The 26,316-nt window shown below is 46.2% G+C and carries 30 protein-coding genes and 1 tRNA gene; 13 read left to right on the top strand and 18 right to left on the bottom strand.

The genetic code is table 11. The annotated features are described in order from the left end of the window. Positions 1 to 34: 34 nt before the first annotated feature. The 4 genes from GWP40_RS13140 to GWP40_RS11675 form a co-directional block, all read right to left on the bottom strand. A complete protein-coding gene (locus GWP40_RS13140; protein ID WP_230974456.1) occupies positions 35 to 373 on the bottom strand; it encodes a sigma factor in 339 nt (112 codons plus the stop codon). Positions 374 to 376: 3 nt separating this feature from the next. Continuing rightward, positions 377 to 748 (bottom strand): hypothetical protein, encoded by a 372-nt coding sequence (locus GWP40_RS11670; RefSeq protein WP_212565450.1) that lies wholly within the window; start codon positions 746 to 748, stop codon positions 377 to 379. A 66-nt stretch (positions 749 to 814) separates the two neighbouring features. Continuing rightward, on the bottom strand, positions 815 to 1,039 hold the full coding sequence (locus GWP40_RS13630; protein ID WP_414162748.1) for a flagellar basal body-associated FliL family protein: 225 nt from the start codon (positions 1,037 to 1,039) through the stop codon (positions 815 to 817). Further along, a complete protein-coding gene (locus GWP40_RS11675; protein WP_230974457.1) occupies positions 975 to 1,298 on the bottom strand; it encodes a flagellar basal body-associated FliL family protein in 324 nt (107 codons plus the stop codon). The genes GWP40_RS13630 and GWP40_RS11675 overlap by 65 nt, the downstream gene beginning before the upstream one ends. An 81-nt stretch (positions 1,299 to 1,379) precedes the next feature. On the opposite strand from GWP40_RS11675, the gene GWP40_RS11680 reads away from it, so the two are divergent. Beyond that, a tRNA-Leu gene (locus GWP40_RS11680) sits at positions 1,380 to 1,463 on the top strand. 165 nt (positions 1,464 to 1,628) lie between these two features. Further along, positions 1,629 to 3,452: a signal peptide peptidase SppA gene (gene sppA, locus GWP40_RS11685; protein ID WP_212565451.1), complete on the top strand. Its 1,824-nt coding sequence runs from the start codon at positions 1,629 to 1,631 to the stop codon at positions 3,450 to 3,452. A gap of 407 nt (positions 3,453 to 3,859) precedes the next feature. Here the strand turns inward: sppA and GWP40_RS11690 are convergent, their stop codons facing one another. From GWP40_RS11690 to GWP40_RS11710, 5 genes are all read right to left on the bottom strand, one after another. Next, positions 3,860 to 4,870, bottom strand: coding sequence for an ABC transporter ATP-binding protein (locus GWP40_RS11690; RefSeq protein WP_212565452.1), 1,011 nt, complete (start codon positions 4,868 to 4,870; stop codon positions 3,860 to 3,862). A gap of 12 nt (positions 4,871 to 4,882) precedes the next feature. Next, positions 4,883 to 5,989, bottom strand: coding sequence for an ABC transporter ATP-binding protein (locus tag GWP40_RS11695; protein ID WP_212565453.1), 1,107 nt, complete (start codon positions 5,987 to 5,989; stop codon positions 4,883 to 4,885). A 2-nt stretch (positions 5,990 to 5,991) separates the two neighbouring features. Next, a complete protein-coding gene (locus GWP40_RS11700) occupies positions 5,992 to 7,092 on the bottom strand; it encodes an ABC transporter permease (RefSeq protein ID WP_212565454.1) in 1,101 nt (366 codons plus the stop codon). 7 nt (positions 7,093 to 7,099) lie between these two features. After that, entirely contained in the window at positions 7,100 to 8,029 is a 930-nt protein-coding gene (gene oppB / locus GWP40_RS11705) for an oligopeptide ABC transporter permease OppB (protein WP_212565455.1), read from the bottom strand. Positions 8,030 to 8,357: 328 nt separating this feature from the next. Beyond that, positions 8,358 to 9,959: a peptide ABC transporter substrate-binding protein gene (locus GWP40_RS11710; RefSeq protein ID WP_212565456.1), complete on the bottom strand. Its 1,602-nt coding sequence runs from the start codon at positions 9,957 to 9,959 to the stop codon at positions 8,358 to 8,360. A gap of 730 nt (positions 9,960 to 10,689) precedes the next feature. On the opposite strand from GWP40_RS11710, the gene GWP40_RS11715 reads away from it, so the two are divergent. The 5 genes from GWP40_RS11715 (at position 10,690) to fabZ (ending at position 15,313) form a co-directional block, all read left to right on the top strand. Next, on the top strand, positions 10,690 to 11,643 hold the full coding sequence (locus GWP40_RS11715) for a beta-ketoacyl-ACP synthase III (protein ID WP_212565457.1): 954 nt from the start codon (positions 10,690 to 10,692) through the stop codon (positions 11,641 to 11,643). Positions 11,644 to 11,691: 48 nt separating this feature from the next. Beyond that, complete coding sequence (locus GWP40_RS11720) at positions 11,692 to 12,666, top strand: ACP S-malonyltransferase (protein ID WP_212565458.1); 975 nt, start codon at positions 11,692 to 11,694, stop codon at positions 12,664 to 12,666. A gap of 9 nt (positions 12,667 to 12,675) precedes the next feature. Continuing rightward, positions 12,676 to 13,422 carry a 3-oxoacyl-ACP reductase FabG gene (gene fabG, locus GWP40_RS11725; RefSeq protein ID WP_212565459.1) on the top strand — a complete coding sequence of 249 codons (747 nt, stop codon included), beginning with the start codon at positions 12,676 to 12,678 and terminating at the stop codon, positions 13,420 to 13,422. 16 nt (positions 13,423 to 13,438) lie between these two features. Continuing rightward, positions 13,439 to 14,686 carry a beta-ketoacyl-ACP synthase II gene (gene fabF / locus GWP40_RS11730; RefSeq protein ID WP_212565460.1) on the top strand — a complete coding sequence of 416 codons (1,248 nt, stop codon included), beginning with the start codon at positions 13,439 to 13,441 and terminating at the stop codon, positions 14,684 to 14,686. Positions 14,687 to 14,890: 204 nt separating this feature from the next. After that, positions 14,891 to 15,313, top strand: a complete 423-nt coding sequence (gene fabZ / locus GWP40_RS11735; protein WP_016522437.1) for a 3-hydroxyacyl-ACP dehydratase FabZ — start codon at positions 14,891 to 14,893, stop codon at positions 15,311 to 15,313. Between the two features lie 9 nt (positions 15,314 to 15,322). On the opposite strand, the gene GWP40_RS11740 is transcribed toward fabZ, so the two are convergent. From GWP40_RS11740 to GWP40_RS13145, 5 genes are all read right to left on the bottom strand, one after another. After that, the gene (locus GWP40_RS11740) at positions 15,323 to 16,084 is read right to left on the bottom strand and encodes an alpha/beta hydrolase (protein ID WP_212565461.1); all 762 of its coding nucleotides are present in this window, start codon (positions 16,082 to 16,084) and stop codon (positions 15,323 to 15,325) included. 275 nt (positions 16,085 to 16,359) lie between these two features. Beyond that, entirely contained in the window at positions 16,360 to 16,623 is a 264-nt protein-coding gene (locus tag GWP40_RS13480) for a GIY-YIG nuclease family protein (protein ID WP_330997230.1), read from the bottom strand. Next, positions 16,565 to 16,945: a GIY-YIG nuclease family protein gene (locus GWP40_RS11745; RefSeq protein WP_230974458.1), complete on the bottom strand. Its 381-nt coding sequence runs from the start codon at positions 16,943 to 16,945 to the stop codon at positions 16,565 to 16,567. The genes GWP40_RS13480 and GWP40_RS11745 overlap by 59 nt, the downstream gene beginning before the upstream one ends. Further along, a complete protein-coding gene (locus GWP40_RS11750; RefSeq protein WP_212565462.1) occupies positions 16,914 to 17,384 on the bottom strand; it encodes a DUF6884 domain-containing protein in 471 nt (156 codons plus the stop codon). The genes GWP40_RS11745 and GWP40_RS11750 overlap by 32 nt, the downstream gene beginning before the upstream one ends. Before the next feature lie 641 nt (positions 17,385 to 18,025). Then, positions 18,026 to 18,244, bottom strand: coding sequence for a hypothetical protein (locus tag GWP40_RS13145; RefSeq protein ID WP_230974459.1), 219 nt, complete (start codon positions 18,242 to 18,244; stop codon positions 18,026 to 18,028). A 409-nt stretch (positions 18,245 to 18,653) separates the two neighbouring features. Here GWP40_RS13145 and GWP40_RS13150 point away from each other — a divergent pair, with 409 nt between their 5' ends. The 5 genes from GWP40_RS13150 (at position 18,654) to GWP40_RS13160 (ending at position 22,192) form a co-directional block, all read left to right on the top strand. Beyond that, positions 18,654 to 19,049: a type II toxin-antitoxin system RelE/ParE family toxin gene (locus GWP40_RS13150; protein ID WP_230974460.1), complete on the top strand. Its 396-nt coding sequence runs from the start codon at positions 18,654 to 18,656 to the stop codon at positions 19,047 to 19,049. Between the two features lie 11 nt (positions 19,050 to 19,060). Further along, positions 19,061 to 19,363 carry a HigA family addiction module antitoxin gene (locus GWP40_RS11770; RefSeq protein WP_212565463.1) on the top strand — a complete coding sequence of 101 codons (303 nt, stop codon included), beginning with the start codon at positions 19,061 to 19,063 and terminating at the stop codon, positions 19,361 to 19,363. Positions 19,364 to 19,384: 21 nt separating this feature from the next. Beyond that, positions 19,385 to 20,830 carry a TldD/PmbA family protein gene (locus GWP40_RS11775; RefSeq protein ID WP_212565464.1) on the top strand — a complete coding sequence of 482 codons (1,446 nt, stop codon included), beginning with the start codon at positions 19,385 to 19,387 and terminating at the stop codon, positions 20,828 to 20,830. Beyond that, positions 20,827 to 21,441 (top strand): hypothetical protein, encoded by a 615-nt coding sequence (locus GWP40_RS13155; RefSeq protein WP_230974461.1) that lies wholly within the window; start codon positions 20,827 to 20,829, stop codon positions 21,439 to 21,441. The genes GWP40_RS11775 and GWP40_RS13155 overlap by 4 nt, the downstream gene beginning before the upstream one ends. A gap of 109 nt (positions 21,442 to 21,550) precedes the next feature. Continuing rightward, complete coding sequence (locus tag GWP40_RS13160; RefSeq protein ID WP_230974676.1) at positions 21,551 to 22,192, top strand: metallopeptidase TldD-related protein; 642 nt, start codon at positions 21,551 to 21,553, stop codon at positions 22,190 to 22,192. Here GWP40_RS13160 and GWP40_RS13165 read toward each other — a convergent pair. From GWP40_RS13165 to GWP40_RS11795, 4 genes are all read right to left on the bottom strand, one after another. Further along, positions 22,176 to 22,361, bottom strand: coding sequence for a hypothetical protein (locus GWP40_RS13165; protein ID WP_230974462.1), 186 nt, complete (start codon positions 22,359 to 22,361; stop codon positions 22,176 to 22,178). The genes GWP40_RS13160 and GWP40_RS13165 overlap by 17 nt on opposite strands. 10 nt (positions 22,362 to 22,371) lie before the next feature. Beyond that, positions 22,372 to 22,791, bottom strand: a complete 420-nt coding sequence (locus GWP40_RS11785) for an MFS transporter (RefSeq protein ID WP_230974463.1) — start codon at positions 22,789 to 22,791, stop codon at positions 22,372 to 22,374. Between the two features lie 24 nt (positions 22,792 to 22,815). Next, positions 22,816 to 24,192, bottom strand: coding sequence for an alpha-amylase family glycosyl hydrolase (locus GWP40_RS11790; RefSeq protein ID WP_212565465.1), 1,377 nt, complete (start codon positions 24,190 to 24,192; stop codon positions 22,816 to 22,818). 655 nt (positions 24,193 to 24,847) lie between these two features. Beyond that, on the bottom strand, positions 24,848 to 25,432 hold the full coding sequence (locus tag GWP40_RS11795) for a TetR/AcrR family transcriptional regulator (RefSeq protein WP_212565466.1): 585 nt from the start codon (positions 25,430 to 25,432) through the stop codon (positions 24,848 to 24,850). A gap of 128 nt (positions 25,433 to 25,560) precedes the next feature. Between GWP40_RS11795 and GWP40_RS11800 the strand changes: the two genes are divergently transcribed. Beyond that, on the top strand, positions 25,561 to 26,259 hold the full coding sequence (locus tag GWP40_RS11800) for an HAD family hydrolase (RefSeq protein WP_212565467.1): 699 nt from the start codon (positions 25,561 to 25,563) through the stop codon (positions 26,257 to 26,259). Positions 26,260 to 26,316 lie beyond the last annotated feature (57 nt).

Below are 26,316 nucleotides of genomic sequence, written 5' to 3' on the forward strand. Positions count from 1 at the left end.
GGGATTATCTCCCCGATACTCAATTTCAGTACCATCAGCAAGTGAGGCATAGCTCCGTCGTTTTTTTAGCCGAGTTAATGGCTGTATTATAGGCGATACGCATCAGCCATGTCGCAAACGGAGCCTCAGCGCGGAACGTCCCAAGTGCAGCGTATGCCTTCAACATCACGTCTTGCACAAAATCTTCACAATCATCGGTATTGTCAAAAAAACTCAGCCCAAGCATATAGACCCGTTTTTGATATTGCGCCACTAATACGGCAAAGGCTTGCGTATTGCCGTTTAATACCGCTTTGCACACTTCGTAATCCCGCAGCGTTTGATTAAGCCCTTCTTTTTTATAAACGGCGGCATAATCGGTTGTCATATTCATTGCCTATCCCTCCGTTTTTCCTTCCGGCAAAGCAACAGGCTTTCGTACTTCACTACCCCAACTGTGGCGGGTAATTACATAAAAGAGCGTAAGGCTAATACCAAGCGCGAGCGGAATTAGACCTCCGAGTAAAATATACCCAACTCCGGCAATAAAATAGAACAAACCGAATAATACACAGCCGATAACGGTCAGCATAATACCTAACAGTAAGCAAAAAAGGCGAATATTAACGGCAGGACGGATATAGGTATTTGTCTTAATTTGAAGCATAATCTGCTTATGCCGCCATAAAAAATAAAAAAAGACCAAAACACTTCCCATCACAATCCCAACAATCGGAATAACGGCGATAATAATCTGTACTGCAACCATTTTTACTGCTTCCTCCGCAAATAAACACTCAAAAACTCACCGAAGTTTTTAAAGGTTGTTCTTGTTTTAATAAAGAATAACAAATTCTTCAAAATAGATATTATGTATCTTTCCCAATACGAGCTGCTTGTTTATCCGTTCCATAAGCGTCTGTTTTATATCCTGCGGTAACTCGCTGCTGAGCCGATATGCGCTTTCGAGCGAGAACCAGTCGAGTATGCTTTTTTTAAGCGCTTCTTTTTTTCGTAACCAATTCTTCCTGAAACGCCGTATCGGACGCCTTATATTCAAGGAACGGTTTTATAACAACGGTAATCGGCGGATTATCGGCTGTAACGGCACGCAGCTGACCGAGATCGCCGTATAACGCATATTCTTTAGGAGGGATATAGGCGGTACCCGCTTCCGCTTCTTCCTCCTGCCGGACGGAAGCTCGGTCTTTTGTCTTTTTGACAAAAGCGACGACTGTTCCGATTACAATAGCGGCAATCAGCATAATGATAACAATTCGCAACAATTTAAATAGTTTGTCCGACGGATATACGCTCATATTTATGATGAGTATATCAAAAAAAAACGATTGACAAAAGCCTCTTTTTATCTATAATAGGCTCATTGCAACGCGCTTTTTGCCCCGGTGGTGGAATTGGTAGACACGCTAGTTTCAGGTACTAGTGCTTTCACGGGCATGGGGGTTCAAGTCCCCCCCAGGGCAGTCCTTCTATCAGATACGGAACGTATACAATAGATACCGCCGAATAACCGCTCACCAATACCTCTCAATCAAAGCCACACAGCAGAAGCTTTTCATTCGATAATAGCTTTAACAAAATAGCTTTAAAAACTTTTACGAAAGCGTTGCATCAGAGAGGAGTTCACTATGAAAGATAAAAAACACGGCTTCTTTTATTCGCTCTTTCGCGGTTTAAATCTTATTCGTTTAATTATTCTCAATATCATTTTTTTTGTTCTGCTCTTTTTATTTGTTGCAGCGTTGTATAAATATAATGACAGTACAGGCAAACCGAAAAACACCCGTGTAACGGTTTATGCAGATTCCGTTTTATTGATTAATCCTGCAGGACGCCTGACCGAAAAGCCCGATGAATTTATCTGGCGGAATTATCTACTGCCGGATACAGCCTCCGATGCAATTCTTTTATCGGATATTACCGACGCCTTACGCCATGCCGCACATGACCGGCGTATCACGGCAGTTTTGCTCGACCTTACCGGACTCTACGGTATTTCCACAGGTCATTTTACAGAATTAAAAACCGCATTAATCGAATATAAAGATTCCAATAAACCGCTCTACGCATTTTCAACAAGCTACGGATTAGGGCGCTATTACATTGCCTCTTTTGCCGACCATATCTACCTTGATCCGATGGGCGAGGTGGACCTATCGGGCTTTTATACCGAATCGCTTTTTTACGGTGAAATGGAACATAAGCTCGGCGTTCGATGGAATGTTGCTCATGCCGGAGCTTTTAAATCGATGGCTGAAACATATTCGCGTACCGAAATGTCTACCGGAGTGCGTAACAATCATCTATCCGTATTGAAAGACTTATGGCACACATACCTACAAGACATAGCCGCAAATAGAGCCGCTGATGCAAGCCTTTTTGAAACATATACGGTAAACTATAACGACGCACTAAGAAAGGTAAACGGAGACAGCGCGCAAGCGGCAGCGGATGCAAACCTGATAACCGATATCGGTACGTATGAAGAATGCGGTGTTGAACTCGGCGTATTGGATGAGGAAACATATAATCTTTCTTCACGGGATTATATCGATTACAATAGCTATAATAAGTCTTTTAAAAAGAAAGAAACGGATAATCAAATCGGTGTCATCTATTTAACCGGATCGATTACGGGAACTACCGGCAATACTGCCGATAATGCGGATAGTCCTACCCTCATCGATTTATTCGATGAAGCAGCCGATGACGATTCAATTAAAGCAGTAGTATTGCGGATTGATTCGGGCGGCGGAGAGGTAAATGCCTCTGAAGATATACGGAGAAGCGTGGAATGGCTCTCAAAAAAAATCGGCAAGCCTGTTGTCGTGTCGATGGGCGATATAGCAGCCTCAGGAGCATATTGGATTGCTTCTTCCGCCGACTATATTTTTTGCTCACCCTATACCATTACCGGTTCAATCGGTGTCTTTGCCGTTTCACCATCTATCCAAAAAGCGGTACAAGAATACTTCGGAATTCATGTAGATGGGGTGAGTGCTTCCGGTCGTATGCCCTATTCCATTTTCCGCAATCCGACCGACGAAGAAAAAACGCAAGCCGAATTGGAAGTGATGCACACATACTCAATCTTTTTAGATAAGGTCGCGCAGGGCAGAAATCTCCCGCGTGCGACGGTCGAAGAATTAGCTCAAGGGAAAATTTATTCCGGTACGCAGGCGAAGGAGCTGCAGCTTGCCGATGAGCTTGGCGGTTTTATCGATGCCGTCAATTATGCCGCGACAAAGACAGGCATAAAGGAAACGTATTCGCTCAAGGTTTTATACAAAGAACCGCCTGTAACCGACGAAATCTTAAAGACGCTGCTTGCCGAAAATGCCCGATTCTATAAAACCGCCGATCTGCAAGTGCTGCACGAACTTTTCGGACTGCGGTCAAAAAAAGGCTTTTACGTATACACTCCCATCAAAGCGCCGATGGAAGAAAGATAGTAGGAGATATTTTTCTTTTTTTCCGACAAAAAGAAAAATATCCCCTACGACCCCTAAAAAGAAAAATAACGGCTTAGGGCTCTGCCCTAAGAACCCGCCTTTGTTTCAAGACATAGTTCTGAAAATAAAAGCTAAGAAGTGATGGTTTTAACACTAACTCGTTTCAGTACCGCAATATGGATGGCGGTGGTTTCATGCAGAAGCACAGATACAAAAATAGCTAAGAATCTCAAGAAAAAATTTCCATTTTAATTACGAACACACAAAAAAAACGCCCCCATGCCGGAATCTTCTCCAACTTGAGGACGGTCGATTTAATTTGTAATTGGTAATGTTTTTTTACTTACAACATTGCAATTTTCAGCTGCTTGCCGAAAGCGGCGGCGGCTTTTTGTAGGGTAGAAAGCTTATTCGCAAAGGAAACACGCAACTTGGTGGCCGTTTCCTTTGTCTTTCAGCTGCGGGATAGTGTTTTTGCAGTGCTCCATACGCTTGGGGCAGCGATCGTAAAAATAGCAACCTGTACGCTTTTCCGCAGGAGACGGTACGTCACCCGACAGGATAATGCGCTTGCGCTTACGCTCAATTTCGGGATCGGGGATAGGCGCTGCAGACAGGAGCGCTTCCGTGTACGGGTGCAGCGGCTTTGAGTAAAGCTCTTCGGCATCGGCAATTTCTACGATAACGCCGAGGTACATAACCGCAACCCGCGTGGAAATATACTGAATAACGGCAAGGTCGTGCGCGATAAACACATAGGTAAGCCCGAATTCATCCTGCAAATCCTTAAAGAGGTTAAGAATCTGCGCTTGGATGGATACGTCGAGCGCACTGACCGGCTCATCCGCAAGGATTAACTCCGGCTGAAGCGCAAGCGCACGGGCAATACCGATACGCTGCCGCTGCCCGCCTGAAAACTCATGCGGGTACCGGTTGCGGAAAAAGCGAGAAAGTCCGACCTTTTCCATTAACACTTCGACACGATCGTCAATTTCTTTTTTTGTATACGAAAGGATGCCGCGCTTCGTTAAAATCCGCATCGGTTCTGCGATAATATTTCCTGCCGTCATACGCGGGTTCAGCGATGCATACGGGTCTTGGAATACCATCTGCATATCCTTGCGCGCCTGCATCAGCGTATGGTGCGAACAACCGGCAAGCTCCATCCCCTTAAACAGAACGGAACCCGATGTCGGTGTATACAGCTGTGCAATGGCGCGGGCTGCGGTTGATTTTCCGCAACCGGACTCCCCGACAAGGCCGAGCGTTTCACCCTTTTTGACCGAAAAACTGATGCCGTCCACCGCGCGGATAGCACCTTTCTTACGTGAGAAGAGGCCGCCTTCCGCAAACGGAAAATGCATCTTTAAATCCTTGACGGTCAATAATGCTTCCGATTCGTTATATTTTTCTTCCATGATAAGCGCCTCCTATTCGTTATTTCCCGCAACTTCAGCTGCCGCATTGTTCGATACGGAAGCAACCGAAACAGCCTCTCCGCCTTGTGTCGAACCTTGGGATACGGCGGCCGATTCCTTGGCAGCGTTTTCCGACTGATAGAGCCAGCAGCTCGTGCGGTGACTGGGCGAAAGACTGTATGAAGCGGGGTACTCCGTCTTACACTGCGGCATCGCTTCACTGCAGCGCGGATAGAACGGACAGCACGGCGGCAAGTCGATGACGTTCGGCGGTTGTCCGCTGATGGAAAAGAGCCGTCCGGCATTTTTTTTGTCCATACGCGGTACCGACTTAATCAAGCCGCGCGTATAGGGATGCGCAGGATTTGCAAACAATTCATCCACCCCGCCCTGCTCTACAATGCGTCCCGCATACATAACACATACGCGATCGCACATACCGGCCACCAATCCGAGCGAGTGTGTAATCAAGATAACGGCAGTACCGAGCCGGGCGCTCAAGTCCCCGATTAAGTCCAAAATCTGTGCCTGAATGGTAACGTCCAACGCGCTGGTCGGCTCGTCGGCAATCAGCACTTCGGGGTCGCAGCTTAATCCCATTGCAATCATAACGCGCTGACGCATACCGCCTGAGAACTGGTGCGGATAGCAGTCCACCCGTTTTTCCGCCGCCGGAATGCCGACAAGCTTGAGCATTTCGATTGCCCGGTCGCGCGCATCTTTCTTCGATAAGCCCTGATGCAGCCGAATCGTTTCGATCATCTGCGTAGAGATTTTTAAAAAGGGATTAAGACTCGTCATCGGGTCTTGGAAAATCATCGAGATTTTATTTCCCCGCAACTGCCTAATCTCTTGCTTATCCATCTTGAGCACGTCTTTGCCGCCGAACCACACCTCTCCGCCGATAATTTTCCCCGGAGGATTAGGAATCAGGTTCATAATCGCTAAGTTGGTTACACTCTTTCCCGAACCGGACTCGCCGACAATCGCCAGCATTTCGCGTTTATGCAAATCGAAAGAAACACCGTCGACAGCCTTTACGATACCGGCATCAGTCCAGAACCACGTTTGTAAATTTTTAACCTGTAAGATCTTCTCGTCTGATTTTTGATTATTCATCGTTACACCCTATTTTTACTCTGAGGATCGAAGGCATCGCGGAGGCCGTCGCCGAGAAAGTTCATTGCAAATAAGAAAACCGTCATTGCGATTGCCGGAACCAACAGCTGCCACGGATAGAGCGTCATTACGTTTACACCATCGGACACAAGCGAGCCCCATGAAGCACGGGGTGCCGAAACACCGAGTCCTAAGAACGACAGAAAACTCTCGTTCATAATAAAGCCCGGAATGGAAAGTGTTGAGTAAATGATGATGATACCGAGCGTGTTCGGTAAAATATGTTTAAAAATAATTCGCGGCGTAGAAGCCCCCATCGAACGGGCGGCTTCGACGAATTCGGCATTCTTTAAGCTGATAACCTGCCCGCGTACAACGCGCGCGATAGTCAGCCACGAAACAAGCGCAATCGCGACAAACAGGATGACGATATTCTGCCCCAAGATCGCCATCATAATGATAACGACAAGCATATACGGCAAACCGTACATAATATCGACAAAGCGCATCAATACGTTATCGAGCCAGCCGCCGAAATAACCGCTGACCGCGCCGACCAGTACCCCGATAAAAAGCGAGGTAATCGTACCGATTAAGCCGATCATAATGGAAATGCGTCCGCCGTATACAACACGGGCAAACATATCCCGCCCGAGCGCATCCGTACCTAAAAGATAGCGGCGGTTATGCACCGGATTGTTCGTTACTTCCCGCTGTAAAGCAGCCAACTCTTCCTTTTGTTTTTCGGAAAGGTCAGCGCGCCCTTCTTTTTTTGCCGTACGCATCATATCCGCACGGAGAACGCGCACCATCATATCCCCGGCCTTACTAAGAGAAGGAGGCAAGTTTTGGTGGATAATCGTCTGCTCGGAATAAGAATAGATCGGCAGAAGCGGCGCTAAAAGCGAAAGCACTGCGTAAAAACCGACAATAAACAATCCGGTAAGCGCCATCTTATTTTTTTTCAGGCGTCGCCATGCGTCATCCCAGAGGGATATCGGCTTCATCGATTGGTTGAATTCATTAACCGGAAGTCCACCCTTCGTTTTAACCGGTGTAGCTTCCTGAGTTTGGTTTGTGCCGTCCGTTTGTTTAACGTCCATCTTAGCCTCACTTATATGAAATGCGGGGATCGATAACCGCATAGAGAATATCAACAACAAAATTCATTAAAATCAAAATAACGGAATACATAATTACCGTTCCCATAATCAGCGTATAGTCGCGGTTGAGGGCGGACTGTACAAAAAAGGTACCGAGGCCGGGAACTAAAAATATTCTTTCGATAACAACGGAGCCGGTGATAATACCGGCAAAGGCAGGCCCAAGATAACTGATAACCGGCAGCATTGCACCCTTTAAGGCGTGCTTAAAGAGTACGACAGGATACGAAAGCCCCTTTGCATACGCCGTACGGATATAATCCGAGCGCAGCACCTCCAACACACTGGCGCGGGAAAGGCGGGCAATGTACGCAAAATACGGTAACGACAGCGCAAGCGCCGGCATAATCAGCGTTTTAAGCCCTTGACGACCGGTAATCCAGCCGGAGGTCGGTAACCATTTTAATTTTACCGCAAAAAGAAGCATCAAAAGCGGACCGACAACAAACAGCGGCACCGAAATACCGATAACCGCTACGGACATCGCCGCATAGTCGGCAATCGAATTCCGCTTTACCGCAGAAATAAGTCCCACCAGCAAGCCGAAAAAGAGCGCGCTGCAAAGAGCCGTAATACCGAGAATAAGCGAATTCGGCATTGTATTGCCGATTAAGTCATTGACGGTATAATCTTTATATCTGAACGACGGACCGAGATCTCCCCGCAGCATATTCCCCAAATACCGCACATACTGCTTCGGAATCGGTTCATCCAAATGATAGACCTTATTGATGTTTGCAAGCACCTCAGGCGGCGGATTCCGTTCAGCGGAAAAAGGTCCCCCGGGCGCAACTTTCATGATAAAAAAGCTGAATGTTACAATTAAAAAAAGCGTCGGAATCAAGCTGATTAACCGGCGTATGATAAATCGAATCATGCTTCCCCCAAATACTTTTAGGATTCAGGAAACCGTTAAAAACAATGTTAGTTGTTTCCTGCTATTCGTGCGTGTTTACGGAAGCATTGACAGGATTAAAAAAGAAACACCGATTCTCCGTTCATTATAACAAACCGGTATCCTTACGAATAATATCAATACTCCACTAAAATATATAAAGAAGCTCTGCCGGCAGATAACCTGCAGAGCTGTAAGGCAGCCCTAAAAATTTTTATTTCTAGAAGCTCCCGATATGCCGCCGGACTATCAATTACGAGATAATCCGGCAGCATGTAGACACCCAAACCTTACGGCTGTTAATGTCTTGTTATTTTACTTTCTTAATACCGACATACGGATTAATATTCTGCGGATTGGTATACCAGCCTTCCCACTTGGTCGTGTCGATAAGGTTCTGGCTGACATACGAATACATCGGCAATATTCCCTGATCTTCGGTTAAGAACACAGTTTCTGCATCGTGCAACACTTGGAAGCGTTCCGCCCCACCTTTCATAGTAGCAGCTTTACGGATCAATTCATCGAACTTAGGATTGCTGTATTCGCCATCGTTATTGCCGCTGCCGGTTATAAACAGTTCCAAGAAGGTGTTGGGATCCTGATAGTCGCCAACCCATCCGGCACGGGAAATATCGAAATCATGCTGATTACGCATATCGAGGAATGTTTTCCATTCATAATTCTGAATCTTAATATCGATACCGAGGTTACGCTTCCACGACGCCTGTACATATTCAGCAATGAGTTTATGACCTTCCAGCGTATTGTAAATAACCGTCATTACAGGGAACCCTTTTCCGTCGGGATATCCAGCCTCTGCAAGAAGCTTTTTCGCTTGCTCAGGGTCGTAGCCTGCGCCTTCACCGGGTGTATAACCTGCCATCGGAGGAACGATAGAACGAGTTGCAAGCTGACCTGCTTTTGTTACCTTTTCCACCAATTCCTCACGGTCTAAAGCCATTGTTAATGCCTTACGTACACGAACATCCTGCAACGGACCGCGTTTTACGTTAAAGATGTAGTAATAGGTAGAAAGCTGGGGCGCTACCTGATAGTCGGGCAGCTGCTTCACTTCATCGATACGGGGAACAGGAATACCGGTATCCCAATCTATCTCTCCGGCCTTATATTTTTCAAAAGACGTATTACTGTCTTCGATCGGTAAGAACGTTATGCGTGAAAGATGAATATTTTCCTTATTCCAATATTTCTCGTTCGGCACAACGGTAACTTTTTCCTGAGGTACCCATGATTCAAGCACAAAGGGACCGTTTCCAACAAAGTTGCCGGGTTTAATCCAGTCGGCACCGAATTTTTCAATTGTATGCATCGGCACTGCATTGAAAGCATAGTGTGCAATAACATCGGCCGCATAAGGCGCCGGACCGGTCAGTTGTACTTCAAAGGTCTTATCATCCACAGCTTTAATTGCAACAGCAGAAGCATCCGCCTTACCGGTGTTGTAATCTTCCGCTCCCTTTACGATTAAACTAATCATAAAGGCGTATTGTGAACCTGTTTCAGGGGCAAGTGTACGCAACCATGAATCGACAAAGGTCTGTGCGGTAATCGGCGTACCGTCACTCCATTCTGCATTACGTAGGTGGAAGGTATAGGTCATGCCATCCTCACTGATATCCCACGATTCTGCAACACCCGGTATCGGATTACCGGTTTTGGGATCATACGTTACCAAGCCTTCAAACAACGCCATATTGATGCGGTGTTCGGGCACACCCTGAATTTTTGCAGGATCCAAGCTCTGCGGTTCAGCGCCGTTACCGATAATAAATTCCGCATTGGCATTACCGGCTGCTGAAGTTTTTTCACCGCTCTGCCCGCCGCAGCTTGCTAAAATCAGCGCGACGCTTACCAAAGCAGTTAATAAGCATACCATTTTACGCTTCATACTCTACTTCTCCTTTTAAGTTATAGTGAGTGATATTATTTAATTATACATAATCTTGTCATTATATCAAGTATATTTATACAGTAAATCAGGAAAAACCGTATATTTTTGCATTTTCTGCCAAGACAAACGCATCAGACACTTTTTTGAGTATCCCGCAGAATACTGAGGCTGTTCAACCGGAATAACGCCAAGGAATTGCCATCCGTGTCAATTCCTTGGCTGCCGGTTTTTTCAAAAACCGGTTTCTGTTTATCACCTCTGCCATCCTTGGCAGTTCTGACTGCGGCTCAAATGGTCTCACAGCCTCAGTATTCTGCGATTCTTATCTATCCTGTCCGATGCGTTTGTCCTGCAAACACGTTACTGAATAGAACCACCGCCGTCCGTGGCAAGTTCAAAAATTGACTTCCTTGTCAATTTTTGAACGCGAGTTTTTGCTGCACAAAAACATCGCTACTGCTGGGAACCAGCGGCATCCGTGCCGCTTTTGATACGTTGAGGATTTTCAGTAGCGGCACGGAAGCCGCGCGTATTAAGCAGAAACAAGTTTGACACCGGTCAAACTTGTGTTCAGCGAAGTACACGGATGTACTTCGCTGAACGAGCGACAACGCAGATGCGTCGTATATTTTCAAAAGGAAAAGGTTGACAGGGAAAAATTAACAAATATACTAGTCTACTATAAACTGTACCGAAATATCTAACGCAATATTATTTGGAGATAAATATGGCTATTGTTATGCAGGGATTGGGTAAAGCCCTTCCCTTAAAAGAGATGAAAAATACCGATTTTCCGCCGGAACTCGGCACGTCGGATGAATGGATCAGGAGTCACACCGGTATCGGATCGCGCCGGATTGCCGGAGAGGATGAAACAAGCGCATCGCTTGCGTATCAGGCATGTACGGAAGCGATAAAGAACAGTAAAACATCCGAACCTGTAACGGCAGACAAAATCGACCTTATTATTTGCGGTACTGCAACGCCTAATTTTCCGGGGTCTCCGTCAAATGCCTGCCTCATTCAAAATAAACTACAAGCAGTGCATTCGGTGTGCTTTGATCTAACGGCGGGATGTTCCGGCTTTATCTATGCGCTGGACACGGCGGCAAGTATGATGGAGCGGCACCATTGGCGGTTTGCACTTGTGTGCGGGGCGGAGGTACTTAGCCGTATTATGGACTGGACTGACCGTTCCACCTGTGTTTTATTCGGCGACGGGGCAGGCGCAGCATTGCTTGAAAACACATTTGAGCCTTCCGGACTGGGACTTGGCGCTACTATACTCGGCACTGACGGGACAGGGGCAGATAAACTCTACATTGCACCCGACCGCCGTGTACACATGAACGGCAGGGCAGTATACGATTTTGCTGTCAGTCATATTACCGAAACGGTGAAAACGCTGCTTGCAAAGGAGCACTTGAAAGCCGACGATCTTGATTTAATCGTATGCCATCAAGCAAACGAGCGGATACTGGAAGCTGCATCCAAACGGCTTAAAATCGACTTCGGTAAATTTGTCCGTAATATTGAAAACTACGGGAACACCTCGGCGGCTTCCATCCCCATCACCCTTACCGAGCTGATAGAACAGGGAAAACTGCATGAAGGTATGACCATACTGATTACCGGTTTCGGCGCGGGGCTGACATGGGGCGGCGCTATTATCCGGTTCTAATGTCTAATACGATTTTAAGATTACTATAACGATAATAGAAGGAAAATAATGGAATACATTTTTTTGTTTTCGGGACAGGGTTCTCAGTTTAAGGGAATGGCTGAAGATATCTGTAACGAATACCCGTCGGCACGCACCGTCATCGATGAGATGAGCAAGGCTTCGGGAGAAGATATCGCTTCTTTCTTGTGGAACACGGAACCGGAAGAACTTGCACGCAGCGACCGGAGCCAGATTGCAATCACCGCGATGCAGGCTGCAATTATTACAGTCTTGCAGGAACACGGTATTACGCCGACCGCCGCCGCAGGGTTCAGCCTAGGCGAATTTTCAGCGTTGTATGCCGCAAAGGTCTTAGACCTTGTAACGATGACAAAACTGGTAACTTTGCGCGGAAAAATCATGCAGAAATACTGCGAAAAACTCGATGGGCAGAGTAAAGCGTCCGGCAGCGGGTGCGGTATGGCGGCGGTACTCAAACTTGATCCTGAGCGGATTGTCGAAATTTTGAAACCGTATTCCGATCCTATGACGGGGATTGTTTTTGCGGCGAATTTGAACAGTCCGATGCAAACCGTTGTGTCAGGAACAGCCGAAGGGCTTGATGTCGCGGAAAAACTCTGCAAGGAAGCGGGCGCAAAACGCTTTATCAGGCTTGCGGTTGCAGGACCGTTCCATTCGCCGCTGATGCGCGGCGCTGCCGAAGAATTTTCCGCAGTGCTGCAGGATGTGCCGTTCAATGATCCTGTTATTCCGATTTTTTCAAACGTTACCGGAAAACGGCTTTTAACCGGAGAAGAAGCGAAAAAAAATGCCGTGCTGCACTTAACGCATCCCGTGCGCTGGCTTGAGGAAGAGCGGGAAATCGCATCGTTAATCGGAACGGCGGAACGTCCGCTGTTGGAAATAGGGCCGGGCATGACGCTCTGCAATCTGTGGCGGGACAGCGGCTGCACAGGAAACTGCCACCCCACCGGTACCGCTGAACAATTATCGGCTGTGATAGACACTAGCCGTTCATAAGAGGTTTATATGTTATTACAAGGAAAAAAAGCATTGGTAACCGGTTCTTCACGCGGAATCGGGAAAGAGATAGTCCGTAGGTTTCTGGAAGAAGGAGCTGAGGTATGGGGGCTCTGCACAAAGCCCTCGCAAGGAAAGTCGGAAATGGAAGCATTCGCCGCACAGCACAACAGCGTATTCCACGAAATATACGCCGACTGCGGAAATGCCGAAGCGCTGACCGCTACGGTAAAAGATGCGCTCAAGCAATCCGGTGGATTCCATATTTTAGTCAACAACGCCGGAATTACGCGGGACGGACTGTCGTTCCGTATGCCGCAAGATGACTGGGACGCTGTACTGCGCGTCAATTTAACTGGGGCTTTTTTAACATCGCAAATTGTCTCTTCCGATATGCTGCGGAAGCGGGAGGGCTCCATTATCAATATGGCCAGTATCGTCGGTCTGCACGGACAAGGCGGGCAAGTTAACTATGCGGCAAGTAAGGCCGGCTTAATCGGTATGACCAAAAGCCTTGCAAAGGAGATCGGCAGCAGAGGGGTACGGGTCAATGCGATTGCGCCCGGCTATATCGAAACGGATATGACCTCGTCCTTACCGGAAGATATGCGGAAAAATTGGATAGAAACCGCTATTCCCTTAAAGCGTGGAGGAACGCCGCTTGATGTTGCAAATGCGGCTGTCTTTTTAGCATCCGATTTATCTGTGTATATTACCGCGCAGGTACTCGGCGTAGACGGCGGTATGGGCGCCTAATCATAAGGAGAAAAGAATGAGAAGAGTTGTAATTACCGGTCTTGGCGCCGTTTCCGCTTTGGGAAATACGGTTGCGGAAACATGGGAAGGAATAAAAGCAGGCCGCTGCGGAATCGAGAAGATTACCGTCAACTATGACCCGGGAGATGATAGGGTAAGAATTGCGGCTGAATGTAAAGAGTTTGATCCTGCCGCGTTTATGGATAAAAAGGATGCCCGTAAAATGGCGCGCTTTTCGCAGTTTGCAGTGGCGGCAGCGGTACAGGCAGTAGCGGATGCGGGGCTTTCAAAAGAAACGATAGAGGGCGACCGTACCGGTGTGATGATTGGAAACGGCATCGGCGGTTTTGAAATCCATGAAAGTTCGTTCAAAAAATACTTTGAAGCGGGGCACTCGCGGATACCGCCTCTCGCTATTCCGCTGCTCATTCCGAACGAGGCAGCAGGCAACGTCAGTATGCATTTTGGACTACACGGCGTTTCGTGGACAATTACGACCGCCTGTGCTTCCAGCACCGACGCTTTGGGCAATGCCCTCGATTTAATCCGCTCGGGTAGAATGGATATGTGCCTTGCAGGAGGAACCGAGGCTGCAATCACCGGTTTCGGCATCAATGCGTTCAGCGTATTGCAAACACTTGCATCGGATTACAACGATGAACCACACAAAGCCTGCTGTCCCTTCGATAAGAAACGCTCCGGTTTTGTGATGGGAGAGGGTGCAGGTATTCTTATCCTTGAAGAATACGAACATGCAAAAAAACGCGGTGCAAAAATATACGCGGAGCTTGCAGGCTACGGCGGATCCTCCGACGCATATCACCTGACCAGCCCCGACCCTTCCGGTGTTAGCGGCGCTTTGGCTATGACAAAGGCCTTAGAGGACGCAGGAGTAAAACCTGAGGACGTGCAGTATTATAATGCACATGGAACCTCCACCCCAATCAACGACCCCTCTGAAACCTCGATGATTAAAAAAGCTTTCGGACAACAGGCATACAACCTGAAAATTTCATCTACCAAATCGATGATCGGGCACTGTTTGGGAGCTGCCGGCGCTTTGGAGGCAATTATCTGTGTAAAAGCAATTGAGGAGGGCTTCTGTCCTCCCACCGTGAACTTAACGGAACCGGATTTGGAAGCAGGGTGCGATTTGAATTACCTGCCGCAAAAAGGCGTTTCCTGCACAGTCGATTGCGCCGCATCCGGCTCACTCGGCTTCGGCGGCCACAACGGCGTGTTAGTGTTCAAAAAAGTAAAGTAGGAAAAATTGGGCAACCGCATTAGGAATATCTCAAGCGGTTGCCTTCCTTTTGAGATGCGCGAAATTTTAGATAAAATTTCGCGCTATTTATTTAGACGAAGGGTAAACGCATCAGACAAATGGGTAAGAATCGCAGAATAATGGAGATTGTTCTGCGGGATATCCATAAAAATGTCTGATGCGTTTACCCTAAAGGAGAAAACGATGACAAAAGATATTGAAGCTTTGCTTCCTCATCGGAAACCGTTTTTATTTGTCGATGAAATTATCCGCGCCGATGATGAGGGCAGCGAAAGCCGCTACACTTTTAAGCCGGAGGAGTTCTTTTTTAAGGGACATTTTCCCGAATATCCGGTAGTGCCCGGCGTCGTGTTGGTTGAAACAATGGCACAGGCAGGAGGCGCTGCGCTCAGCTCCATGGGCAAGTTTGAAACAGGTGCGCTGTTCTTTTTGGCGACTATCGACAAAGTGAAACTCCGCGCACAGGTACGCCCGGGAGATACGGTACGCATCGAGGTAAAGAACTTGCGCGTTTCGTCCCAGATGATTAAGCAGTCAGGTAAAATCTACAACGGTGATGCCGTCGCTGCGGAAGCAGAATGGATGTGTTTAGTAGGTAAAGCCTAGGGAATCAGCCTATCTATCCAAAAACTCGATAATGCGCTGTGCTACTAATTCCCGCTCGACATCATCGGTAACGATATGACTGCTTTCTTCCAAGATGACATACTCATTCGGCGCCTTGAGCAGCCGGTCGATAAGTTCTTTTTCCTTAAACGGTACCGACTGATCCGATTTTGATAAAACTGTTATCACTTTTGACCGAATATTCGGAAGCTGCTGAATCGCCATCTTCTGCAGTTTGTACAAGTCCGCAGCCTTGCCGACATAATCATAGTTGCAATAGTCCTTGACGCAATCATAATATTCGGGTTCTTTATAAAACGTTTTCCCTTCCGTCGGAATGGTCTGTACAAAGTATTTTAAGTACGGTGTCAGTTTGATTCGCGAATCGGCAGCCATAAATGCGGGCGCACAGAGGAAGATTTTTTCAGGCTGAAATTTTGCCGCAAGGAGCGCAGTCAACACGCCGCCCATCGAAAGTCCGCCGACATATACCGTCCGATATGCTTCGGATAAATCGAGGTATTCATCATACACGCGCCGCAGCCAATCCTTCCACGAACTTGCGATAAAGTCCTCTTTATTTGTTCCATGACCCGGCAGGCGTGGGATCGACACGGTGTATCCCGCCTTATGTAGCTGCGTGCCGAGCCACAGCATTTCCCGCGGAGAACCCGTATACCCGTGTATCAACAAAATGGCTTTATCTCCACCCTGAAAAAAATGAGGTTTGGTGAACCGATTTATTTTTGCCGGATTATTATCATAAAACATCTGAAGCTCCTATCATTTTGCATATAAACAATACCCCCTTATCTGCCTTTTGTAAATATACAGTACATCCTTGGAAATAGGAGATGCCGAGTGAAATTCGTATTTTTATACCCACTCTTAAAATCTTGAAGAAACGCACAAATACTGCTGAATCAATCTTGAAGAAACGCGTCATCCGCCATCGGTAAAAGAAATAATACAAAATCAAAAGAGCTGCTCTATGAGCTCCTTCCTGGTTTCAATAAATGGAAAAAACTCGAGTATAGCATTTTTATTCAAACTTTACCGGCAGAAAAATTTGCTTGATCTCTTATCGTATTCTTACTTATCTTTCTCAGCCGTTTTAACTCTTTTTTTATTTCTTTCGCATAAGGATGGTTGTTGTCTCTAATATTTAAAATTCTCAAATATTCTTGTAATAACGTCTTTTCAATACCGGTCAATTCATTTTTTGCATTAGCAGATTTTATCGGCTGCTCATTAAAAAAAATATTCGACTTCCAATTTATCAATAAAATCATCTGTCGTTTTCTTGTCATACTGATTATGTGCAACTATACTGGCTATGCTTTGTCTAAGGGTAGATAATGTTCCATATTTTACGCGGGTCTCCGTATGTGTATCGTTAATATGCCAATTCAATCGGTCTCTAATAGATTCTTTTACGGCAATACCGATATAGATACAAAACTTATCCGACTGCGTTTCAATTGAGGATTTTATATCATCAAACTTAACGTTCAATTCATTTAAAATCACATCTAACTCAGCTCGATTTGCCCACCATTTATAATATCCCGGTGCTTTTTTTATCTTTTGTAAATTTTCTTTATCTCTTAATTCTATCGCTTTTACTATCATAGACCTCCCCGTTTCGATATTCGGTCGGTTTATTTAAGTCAATACAATTACTGTTTTTATAGGCAAAAACGATGCAATGTAAATGAGGTATTAAATGCTCATAGTATGATTTGCCGCCAAAAATATAAAATATATCATTTTTTAAATCATACTTTGACTTTAATGTATTCAATACATTTTCCGCCCATTTCTTTTTATATTCTACCGATTGTTTTCCTAAATACAAATTATAATATGAAATACGTTCGTCTTTATCTAATAATCCGTATTTCCCTGATAGGATATACCATTCTTCGCAGTTATATCTTTTTAATCCTTCTTCTTTTGATTTTATAAAAGTATTACCTTTGTATATATCTTTAGCCCAATATTTCTCAGCAGGATTATTTTGTCCTAGTTTACGGCTGCTGCAAGCAATTAACCCTATTATTTTACTCATAATTCAATTTCCTCCTGATATCAAAAGTTGCCTCTAAATAGTATGCCGTATACTTTTTGAGATTTCCGTCTTTGTCATAGTCATACTATTTACTCATTGTATCCACTCCAATGGAACAACTTTATTATATTCTTTTACTGTAGGGTATATATCTTTATACCACGCATTACGTGCATAATAATTATTTGTATTTTGAGGTTCTATATATAACCACCCGTCATCGGTATTTCCAAACAATATTCGATCATCTCAAATTGTAAATGTCTTTTATTACGAGTTTTGCGCATATGCATCCGTTCTTAAAGCCAAAAACCTTAAATGTTTTCCACACAAATACTGCACCATAGTATATGAGTTTAAGGCGATTCCACACCCTTCTACAAGCGTATGATAATACGAATATTGCAGTATGGTATATGCGTCTAAGGCGTTTCCGCACTCTTCGACAAACGTATGATAGTCTCGGGGCGACAAACGGATAGAAAAGGGCGAGGCATAGTATGAACCCTAGTTTTTTCATCAAATACTCCTGTATGTATTCATAGCATTTTTTGCTCTTTATACTCTTCCTGTTTTTAGGCCGGTCAGTCTACCCCGTTTGAAATGCACAATAAAATTATCAAACAGATTCATTGATTTTTTTATCGCTTCTTGTATACTTCCCATATATAAGAATTGCCATTTGTTTTTTTATATGCGTAATATTCTTCTTTCTCTTTTTCAGGCGCCGTAAATTTATACCATTTATTACCTTCCGCATGTGCTCTATCTGCATATCTGTATATTGCAGAGGCTTCTTTAGAAAGGTTGCTTAATTTTTCCAGTTGATTTAATGAAGGGACTTTATCTACTGCCGTCATCTCCCAATTTACCGACGTGTCTTCTTTACCAAAAAAAAGAGACCGTTAAAATCTGTTACACACCCCGAAAATAAAAATACTGTTCCTATAGAAACCAGTATTACACCAATCATTGAAAATAATTTTTTCCGTTTCATTACGATACCCGTCCTTTTGCAATGCTTTTCCATTGCCATTTATAGTTTTTGCGGACTGAAAAGTTATACGGAGCAATATCATAATTATCTATTTTGATAACGAAGCGCTCTGGCATTTTTCCCATCCACACCTAAAGCCGTCTCCCTTAAAATTTGAAGAGAGTTTATTACACTGGCTTTCTTCCATAATACCCCCCCCCCCCTTAAAGTCAAGAGCGTTTTGTTAAAGATTCAACTTGACAGATGCTAACCACTAATGATAGTATTTCCCTATGATAGTTGATTGGCAAGATAAAGAAGCGCTGAAAATATGGAATATGCAGCCGTCAACGCGATTACCTCCTGAAATACAGCAAAGAGTACGACAAAAATTAATTCTCATAGATGCTGCAATTTCGTTAAGTGATTCGTGCGGAGGCTTTAATACCCCGGTGCTCTGCGCCGTAACAAAGGGTATTAAAGCCGACTGCAACCACCTTATAAGAACAACAACCCCGACGCAAAGCGCCGAGGTTGTTGTTCTAAAATCTCCGCCGTCAAATAGTTTGGAAGCTTTAAAACATGATAGAAAAGGTCAGTATAGTATTAGAATAAACAGTCAGTGGCGCATTTGCTTTGAATGGAACAATGGACGAGTTGTTATAGTAGATATCGTTGATTATCATTAGGAGGCATATTGATGGATGTTATACTAAAACCGGTACATGTAGGCGATATACTGTATGAAGAGTTTATGCAGCCGTATCATATAACAGCATATAGACTTGCGCAAATGACAGGGCTTTCGCAAACACAAATAGGACGGATCATAAAAGGAAAAAGAGGTATTACAGTCGATACCGCATTACGCTTCGCGCAGGTTTTTAGCACAAGTCCTGAATTTTGGCTGAATATTCAAAATAGGTATGAAATTGATAGTATGAAAGCAGAAACAAAAGAAACTATTAAACAAATACAACCGATTACCCATGTGTTTGCTTAACAAATATCGAAGGAGTTTTTTATGAAAGTGAATATACACCGGCTTTTGAAGGAAGCGAAGGACGCTGTTCCGCAGGCCGAGTGGATCGGATTACGGCGGGTTACCAACTATCTGACTGGTTTTTCCGCCATTGATGGTAAATTTGACGAGGCGGCCGGCGGCTCCGACGAGGGAGTTATGCTGGAGGTACTGTACAAGGGAACGTTCAGCTACGCGGCGACTGCCGATTTGAGCAGCGGCAGTATTAAACGTGCAGCGGAGCAGGCTTTTGCGGCGGCACAGGCAGCGCAGCCTTACGGCATCCATCGGTTTGACCAAACGATGCGCCCGGCCGCGCAGGTACGCTATGCCACAAAGCGCGAAAAATTAAGCGGGATTCCCGCCGCTGAAACGGTGGAGCTTTTGTGCAGCATCTGCGATACCGCAAAGATTTCTTCAAAGATTATTCAGACCGCCGCTTCCTGCGAAACGGGCATCTGCGAAACCGAAATGGTTTCTACCAACGGCGCCGACATACGGCAAACCGTCCGGTTCGGCGGTATCAGTATGAACGCCGTTGCACGGGAAGGAGATATTATCCAGCAGCGGAGTGCGCACGGACGCTCTGCACTCACCTATCAGGGCGGACGGGAACTGTTCAGTCCTGCGGCGCTGCTTGAAAAGGCACGGAAGGCAGGCACGGAAGCGGTCGAATTGCTCACCGCCGAGCCGTGCCCCAACGGTAAGCGGACGCTCGTGCTGATGCCCGACCAGATGATGCTGCAAATTCATGAAAGCGTCGGTCACGCGCTGGAAATAGACCGCATCCTCGGCGACGAGCGCAACTATGCAGGCGGCAGTTTTATCACACCGGAAGATATCGGCAGCTTCCGCTACGGTTCTCCGTTGATGAACGTCGCCTATGATCCGACCATCGCGCAGGAGCTGGCAAGCTACGGGGCGGACGATATCGGCAACGCCGCGGTAAAAGAATACCTCATTAAAGATGGCATCTTGATACGGGCGCTCGGCAGTTTGGAAAGTCAAAAGCGGTCGGGACTCAGGGGCGTTGCAAACCAGCGCGCCTGTTCATGGAACCGTCCGCCCATCGACCGGATGGCAAACCTCAACCTCGAAGCGGGAACGAGCAGCTTCGATTCCATCATCGCCTCAATCGAAAACGGCATTCTGATGTTCTCCAACCGTTCATGGTCGATCGACGACTACCGCAATAAATTCCAATTCGGCTGCGAGTACGCCAAGCTGATCGAAAACGGCAAACTGACAAAAATCGTCCGCGACCCGAACTACCGCGGCATTTCGCGGTACTTTTGGAACAGCCTCTGCGCAGTCGGCGACGAAAGCACCTTCGAGGTGTTCGGCACCCCGAATTGCGGCAAGGGCGAACCGAATCAGGTGATACGGGTAGGGCATGCAAGTCCCGTATGCGCATTCAGCGATGTTGAAGTATTTGGAGGCGGAAAATGAGTTGTGATCAAGAAATGATGTGTGAAATGGATTCCGATTTTAAATGGCATTTTGAGTCTCTTGCAGACTTTTTCTTCGATGAGCTGTTACCCACTGAACAAGCGTCTCTAAGCTACGATGCGGAAGATACTTACTTCCTGCGGATGAATCACGCCAAGGTACGGCAAAACGGTTTTGTGAAACAGGCGGCAATTTCGATTACTCTCTATAAAAACAAGAAAACCTATCGCTTTGCACAAGGGTTGAGCTGCCAGCTTGAGCGGGATAAGGAAACGCTTGCCGCAGCGTTGGAGAATGCACGCAGTATTATCGCGCAGCTTCCCGAAGATCCCTATCAGTCTATTCCTATTGCAAGCGATGATTCCGAAACAATCTATGACGGCGCGCTGCTTCCGCAAGAGATAATAGAAAAGACGTTGCTCGAACCTGTCTCGGATTTGGATTTTGCCGGGCTTTTTTTCGCAAGGGATGATATGCCGCGGAGCTGCCAATACGGCCGGCGCACGGCACTGGTTCCAAACAAAGACCTTTACGCTCGACTATTCGATTTGGCTGAAAAACGGACGCGCGGTAAAAGGCTTGTATGCAGGGCGCGACTGGCAGCAGGCTGAATACGAAAAACGCATCGCCGATGCGCGGCAGAGTTTGCAGGTGCTTGCACTTGAACCGAAAAAAATCGAGCCGGGCAAATACCGCGTTTTTATCGCTGCGGATGCGTTGGTGGATGTCGTAGAGTTTTTCTCGTGGAACGGCTTCGGAGAGCGGGGAATGCAGCAGGGCGAAAGCGCCTATCTTGCATTAAAAGAAGGGCGGGAGCATTTTGCCGATTCCTTCAATTTGACGCAGGATTTTTCCATCGGTGTAGAACCGTCGTTTAATAGCGAAGGAGAATCCGCTCCCGAAAAACTAACCGTTATCGAAAAAGGAAAACTCATTCATACCATCGTGAGTTCCCGCTCGGAAAAACAGTACGGTACAAAGGCAAACGGAGCCGATTCAAGTGAAGGATTCCGTTCCGCAACTATCGGGGCGGGGGCGCTCGCCGAAGCGGATGCGCTCAAAGAACTGGGAACCGGTATCTACATTTCGAACTTCCACTACCTTAACTGGAGCGATCCGGCGACTGCCCGCGTAACGGGGATGACCCGCTTTGCCTGCCTCTGGGTGGAAAACGGAAAAGTTACAGCCCCCATTGCGGATATGCGCTGGGATGAATCGCTGTACAATATGTTCGGCGCGAATCTCCTTGCACTCACTAAAGAACGGAAGCTCTTTGTAGAAACAAGTACCTACGAAGAGCGCGCAGTCGGCGGCTGCCTCTTGCCCGGTATCTTGGTCAAGGATTTTAACTGCACGCTGTAGGAGTTGCCGTTTTGGTGAGCATTTTTTCGTGCATAAAGATCATCACAATTAAAATCACCGCCAAATAGAGCGGCATCAGTGCGACACCGATATGATTTGCAACCAACCCGAAGATCGGCGGCATCAGACAGGTTCCGGCATACGCGGACGCCATCTGTACCCCGATCATCGCTTGAGACTTATCTTTTCCGAATTGTGCAGGTGTCGCATGGATAACAGCTCATGTGCCTGCTGGCATAATGCACTGCTACATAATTGTTGAGGGATGCATCAACACTTCCGGCACCGAGTCCGTATGGTATCGCCCACAGGCACAGTGCACTATAGGAATGGCTGACCGAAAAACCGAAGAGTGCCGCTGCTGTTATCAAAACACTGAATGCCGTTACTTTTCCGGCACCGAAAATCTTTGTCAACCGGTCGCTTTGGAGGCTGGAAACAATAGTCCCGCCTGCAATAATCATAAAAATAGCACCGGAATAGGACACGGGGACTGAAAGTTCTCGATACATCGCCGGCCATGCGGAACCTAACAGAGCATCCGGCAGCCCAAGACTGATAAACGCTGCGTAAATAATTGCGAGCAATATATGTATCATAATTTTTTCAGTATACTTCTTTGATTACTTCTTCCGCAATATCAGTATCGAACACGGAGGCATTTGCAGCCCTTTTAACACATCGGAATGATAGACGCGCCCATCCGTCAAGCTCTCATACTCACCTGTCGGGATGGAATGGAGCGAAACAAAGCCTTGAACAAAATCCGAATTTACGATAATCAATATTTTTTCTTCATTATATTCGCGATATTCGCGCCAAAAGCCGAATTGCCGGTTTGCAACAAACTCCTGCCGGTACGAACCCCGCTGTAAGGCTGGATGCTGTCCGCGTATCTTTGCAAATGTTGTAATCGAGGTGCGGATAAACCCTGCATCAAAACCGGGAGCGGTAAAATCCGGAAGCTCACCGAACGGCGGGAGCGGCGGACGCAGTTCATAATCGCAATTATGGCTCCGCACCCCTCTGATACCGTACTCACTGCCGTAGTAAATGGACGGAATACCGGGAATGGTAAAAAGCAGTCCGTACAAAAGATGAATATGCTGCTCCGGCTTGTTGAGCGCACTAACCGCGCGGTTTACATCGTGGTTGTCCACAAAATTATACAATGCACTGTCCCTATACATCCCTCGTTCGCTATTGTATTCCCTGTCTAAATTGTACGAAAGCTCATACATATTCTGATCATTCAAACACGACCAGAGCGCTTTATACATTTGATAATTTGTTACCGAATCAAGCCTGCCGTTCCGCGCCCATTCGGCATAGTCGCCATGCACCACCTCACCCATCAGCCAAAAATCCGGCTTAATACTTCGGCAAAAAGCCCCCAGTGCATCAAGGAAGTTTTTGCTTAACACATCCGCCGCATCAAGCCTGAGCCCGTCTATCCCAAACTCTTCAATCCACATTTTTACTGCACCAAAAAGATGCTCCCGCACTGCGCCGCTATCGCCATTCAGCTTGACCAAATCCTTGCAGCCAGCCCAGCCTTCATACTCAAAGCAATCCCCCTGCGCACTCCGCCGGGAAAAATCAAGATTGACATACCAATCCTTATAGGCGCTGCCGTCCCCATGCCGCTGAATATCCTTAAACGCAAAAAAATCCCGCCCCGTATGATTAAACACCGCATCCAGCACCACCGCAAAGCCCTTCTCATGACACAGCCGGCAAAACTCCTTAAACCGCTCATTATTCCCCAACCGACGCTCCACATGATAATAATCCACCGTATCATACCCATGCGCCGTTGACTCAAACACCGGTCCAATCAACAGCGCATTACACCCCAACGCCCCAATCTCATCCAACCGCCCCGCCAATTTTTCAAAAAAATCCCCCGCCGGACACGCAAAGTCATTCCGCTTAGCGCAATTCCCCATCCCCAGCGCATAAATATGATAAAAAACCTTATCTGAAAAAACTTGAGACATAGACACCTCCATCATTTGTTTTATTTGTTTTATTTTTTTTAGTTTTGGGCGGCTTTTTGCGATACAATCGCAAAAACCAAGGTTTAACTGCGGCTGCTGAAATGGCGCAGCCTTGTTAAACGCCGAGTTTCGGCACCGCCGAAACATCGCCTATTTACGTGTACGCTATCGCGTACCAATTCAGTAGTCTCCAAAATGAATATTTTGTTCGACGGCTGAATTTATAAGAAGCTTTCGGGGTTCCGCCTCTCGGCTCCATTCCTCCGGAACGGCTTCGCCGCCCCTACAATCCTTTCCGCAAGCCTTTTGAAAAGAGACGATGTAGATACAAGGAGCTAGCTGAAAATAAAGCGCAAGCGTATCTTTGATACGTTGAGCATTTATTTTCAGCGTACGACGCAGTAGATGCGTCGTATATTTTCAAAAGCCCCCTTTCCGTAAGCCTTTTGAAAAAAGACGGTGTAGCTACAAGGAGATAGCTGAAAATAAAGCGGAGACACGCCAAAGGATATACATCCGTGTATATCCTTTGGCTGCGAGTTCGCAATGCGAACTCGATTCTGCGTAGAACCACTGCCCTCCTTGGCAGTTTTGATACGTTGAGGACACTTTTTTGCCGTACGACGCAGTAGATGCGCCGTATATTTGCAAAAGGTTAAGCGACGCCGTAGACAAAGGTATGCACAATCCGATAAATCGTTTGATCATCTCTAGGCAGTTTGTTCTGCACACACAGCAGTGCTACCGAAATGACATTATTGTGGAACAAGATTGAGTACAACTCCTCTTTCCCGCGCATATTGCCGAACTCGTTTGCGGATTTTATAAAAAATTCTGCAAATACCGAATAAAAACGCTGTTTTAACGGCGTGTAGACAGCCTCGGTTTCCGCATTGTCGGGTGCATTTAAGAGTACGCTGTGCAGATTAAAAAAGGCGGGATGCGCAAGTGCAAAATCGATTACTGCGATCAAAATGCGTGTCAGGCTTTTAAGAAAATCGTGCTCGTACACTGCCGCATCACTCAAACGCTGCAGCAGCTCTGCTCCCTTGGAGTCCGCTATTGCCTGCAAGAGCCCCTGCTTGCTTTTGAAAAAATAGTACAGGGTCGGTTTTGTAATACCAGCGTTATCACAAATTTCCTGTACTCCAACTCCCTCATATCCTTTTTGCGAAAAAAGAAGTATTGCCGTGTTGAGAATGTCAGCTCTGCTGTTATCATTTGTTGTTGTATCATTCATAACGTATACCAATCGGTATATAATATACCGATTGGTATACTATGTGTCAAGTGTTTTATGTTACTGAGGCTCACATACGTTCTTTTTTATGAATGGACAGGGGGTAATCGGTACGCTATAATAAAAAAATGATTGTAAGCAAAATCCCCGGCATTGACGCTATTGCATTCGATATAGACGGCACGCTCTATCCCGCATGGAAGCTGACGCTGCGTGCTGTTCCGTTTTTTATCCGTCATATCCGTTTTATGAAAGCTTTTGGAAAAGTCCGCCATATTTTACACGGATACAGTTCATCTGATCCGGATAAAGTGCTGCCGGATTTTTTCAATGTGCAAAATGAACTATTGGCAACTCATCTTAATATCTCCCCGCAAGAAGTAGGCGATTTTTTAGACAGAGAAATATATAAGGGGTGGAAAAAGAAATTCGTGCGTATTCGTCCGTATCCTTTTGTAAAAGAAGCGATCATACGATTAAAAGAGGCGGGGTTTAAAATCGGTATTCTATCGGATTTTCCGCCCGAACAGAAAGGTTCCGTATGGGACATTCTTCCGCTCTGCGATGTTGCACTGGATTCCGAAGCGCTCGGCGCTCTTAAACCTTCCCGTATCCCTTTTCTTAAACTTGCCGAAGCCTTGAACACGCCGTGCGAACGAATACTGTATGTCGGGAACAGTAAAGCCTATGATGTCGCAGGCGCTTCTTCAGTCGGTATGAAGACCGCTTATATCGAAAATCCGCTTGTTTCATTGTTCAGAAAAAAACCGCCGTATGCGGATATTTCCTTTTCAAACTATCGTCAATTCTTAAACTATGTGTTATAATAATATAATAAGTAGGATAATTTTAAAAACCGCTGTTTTTAGATGTGTCCGATCTAT

Origin of the sequence: Treponema vincentii, assembly GCF_018336815.1 — a bacterium.
In the GTDB taxonomy this organism is placed as follows: Bacteria; Spirochaetota; Spirochaetia; order Treponematales; family Treponemataceae; genus Treponema.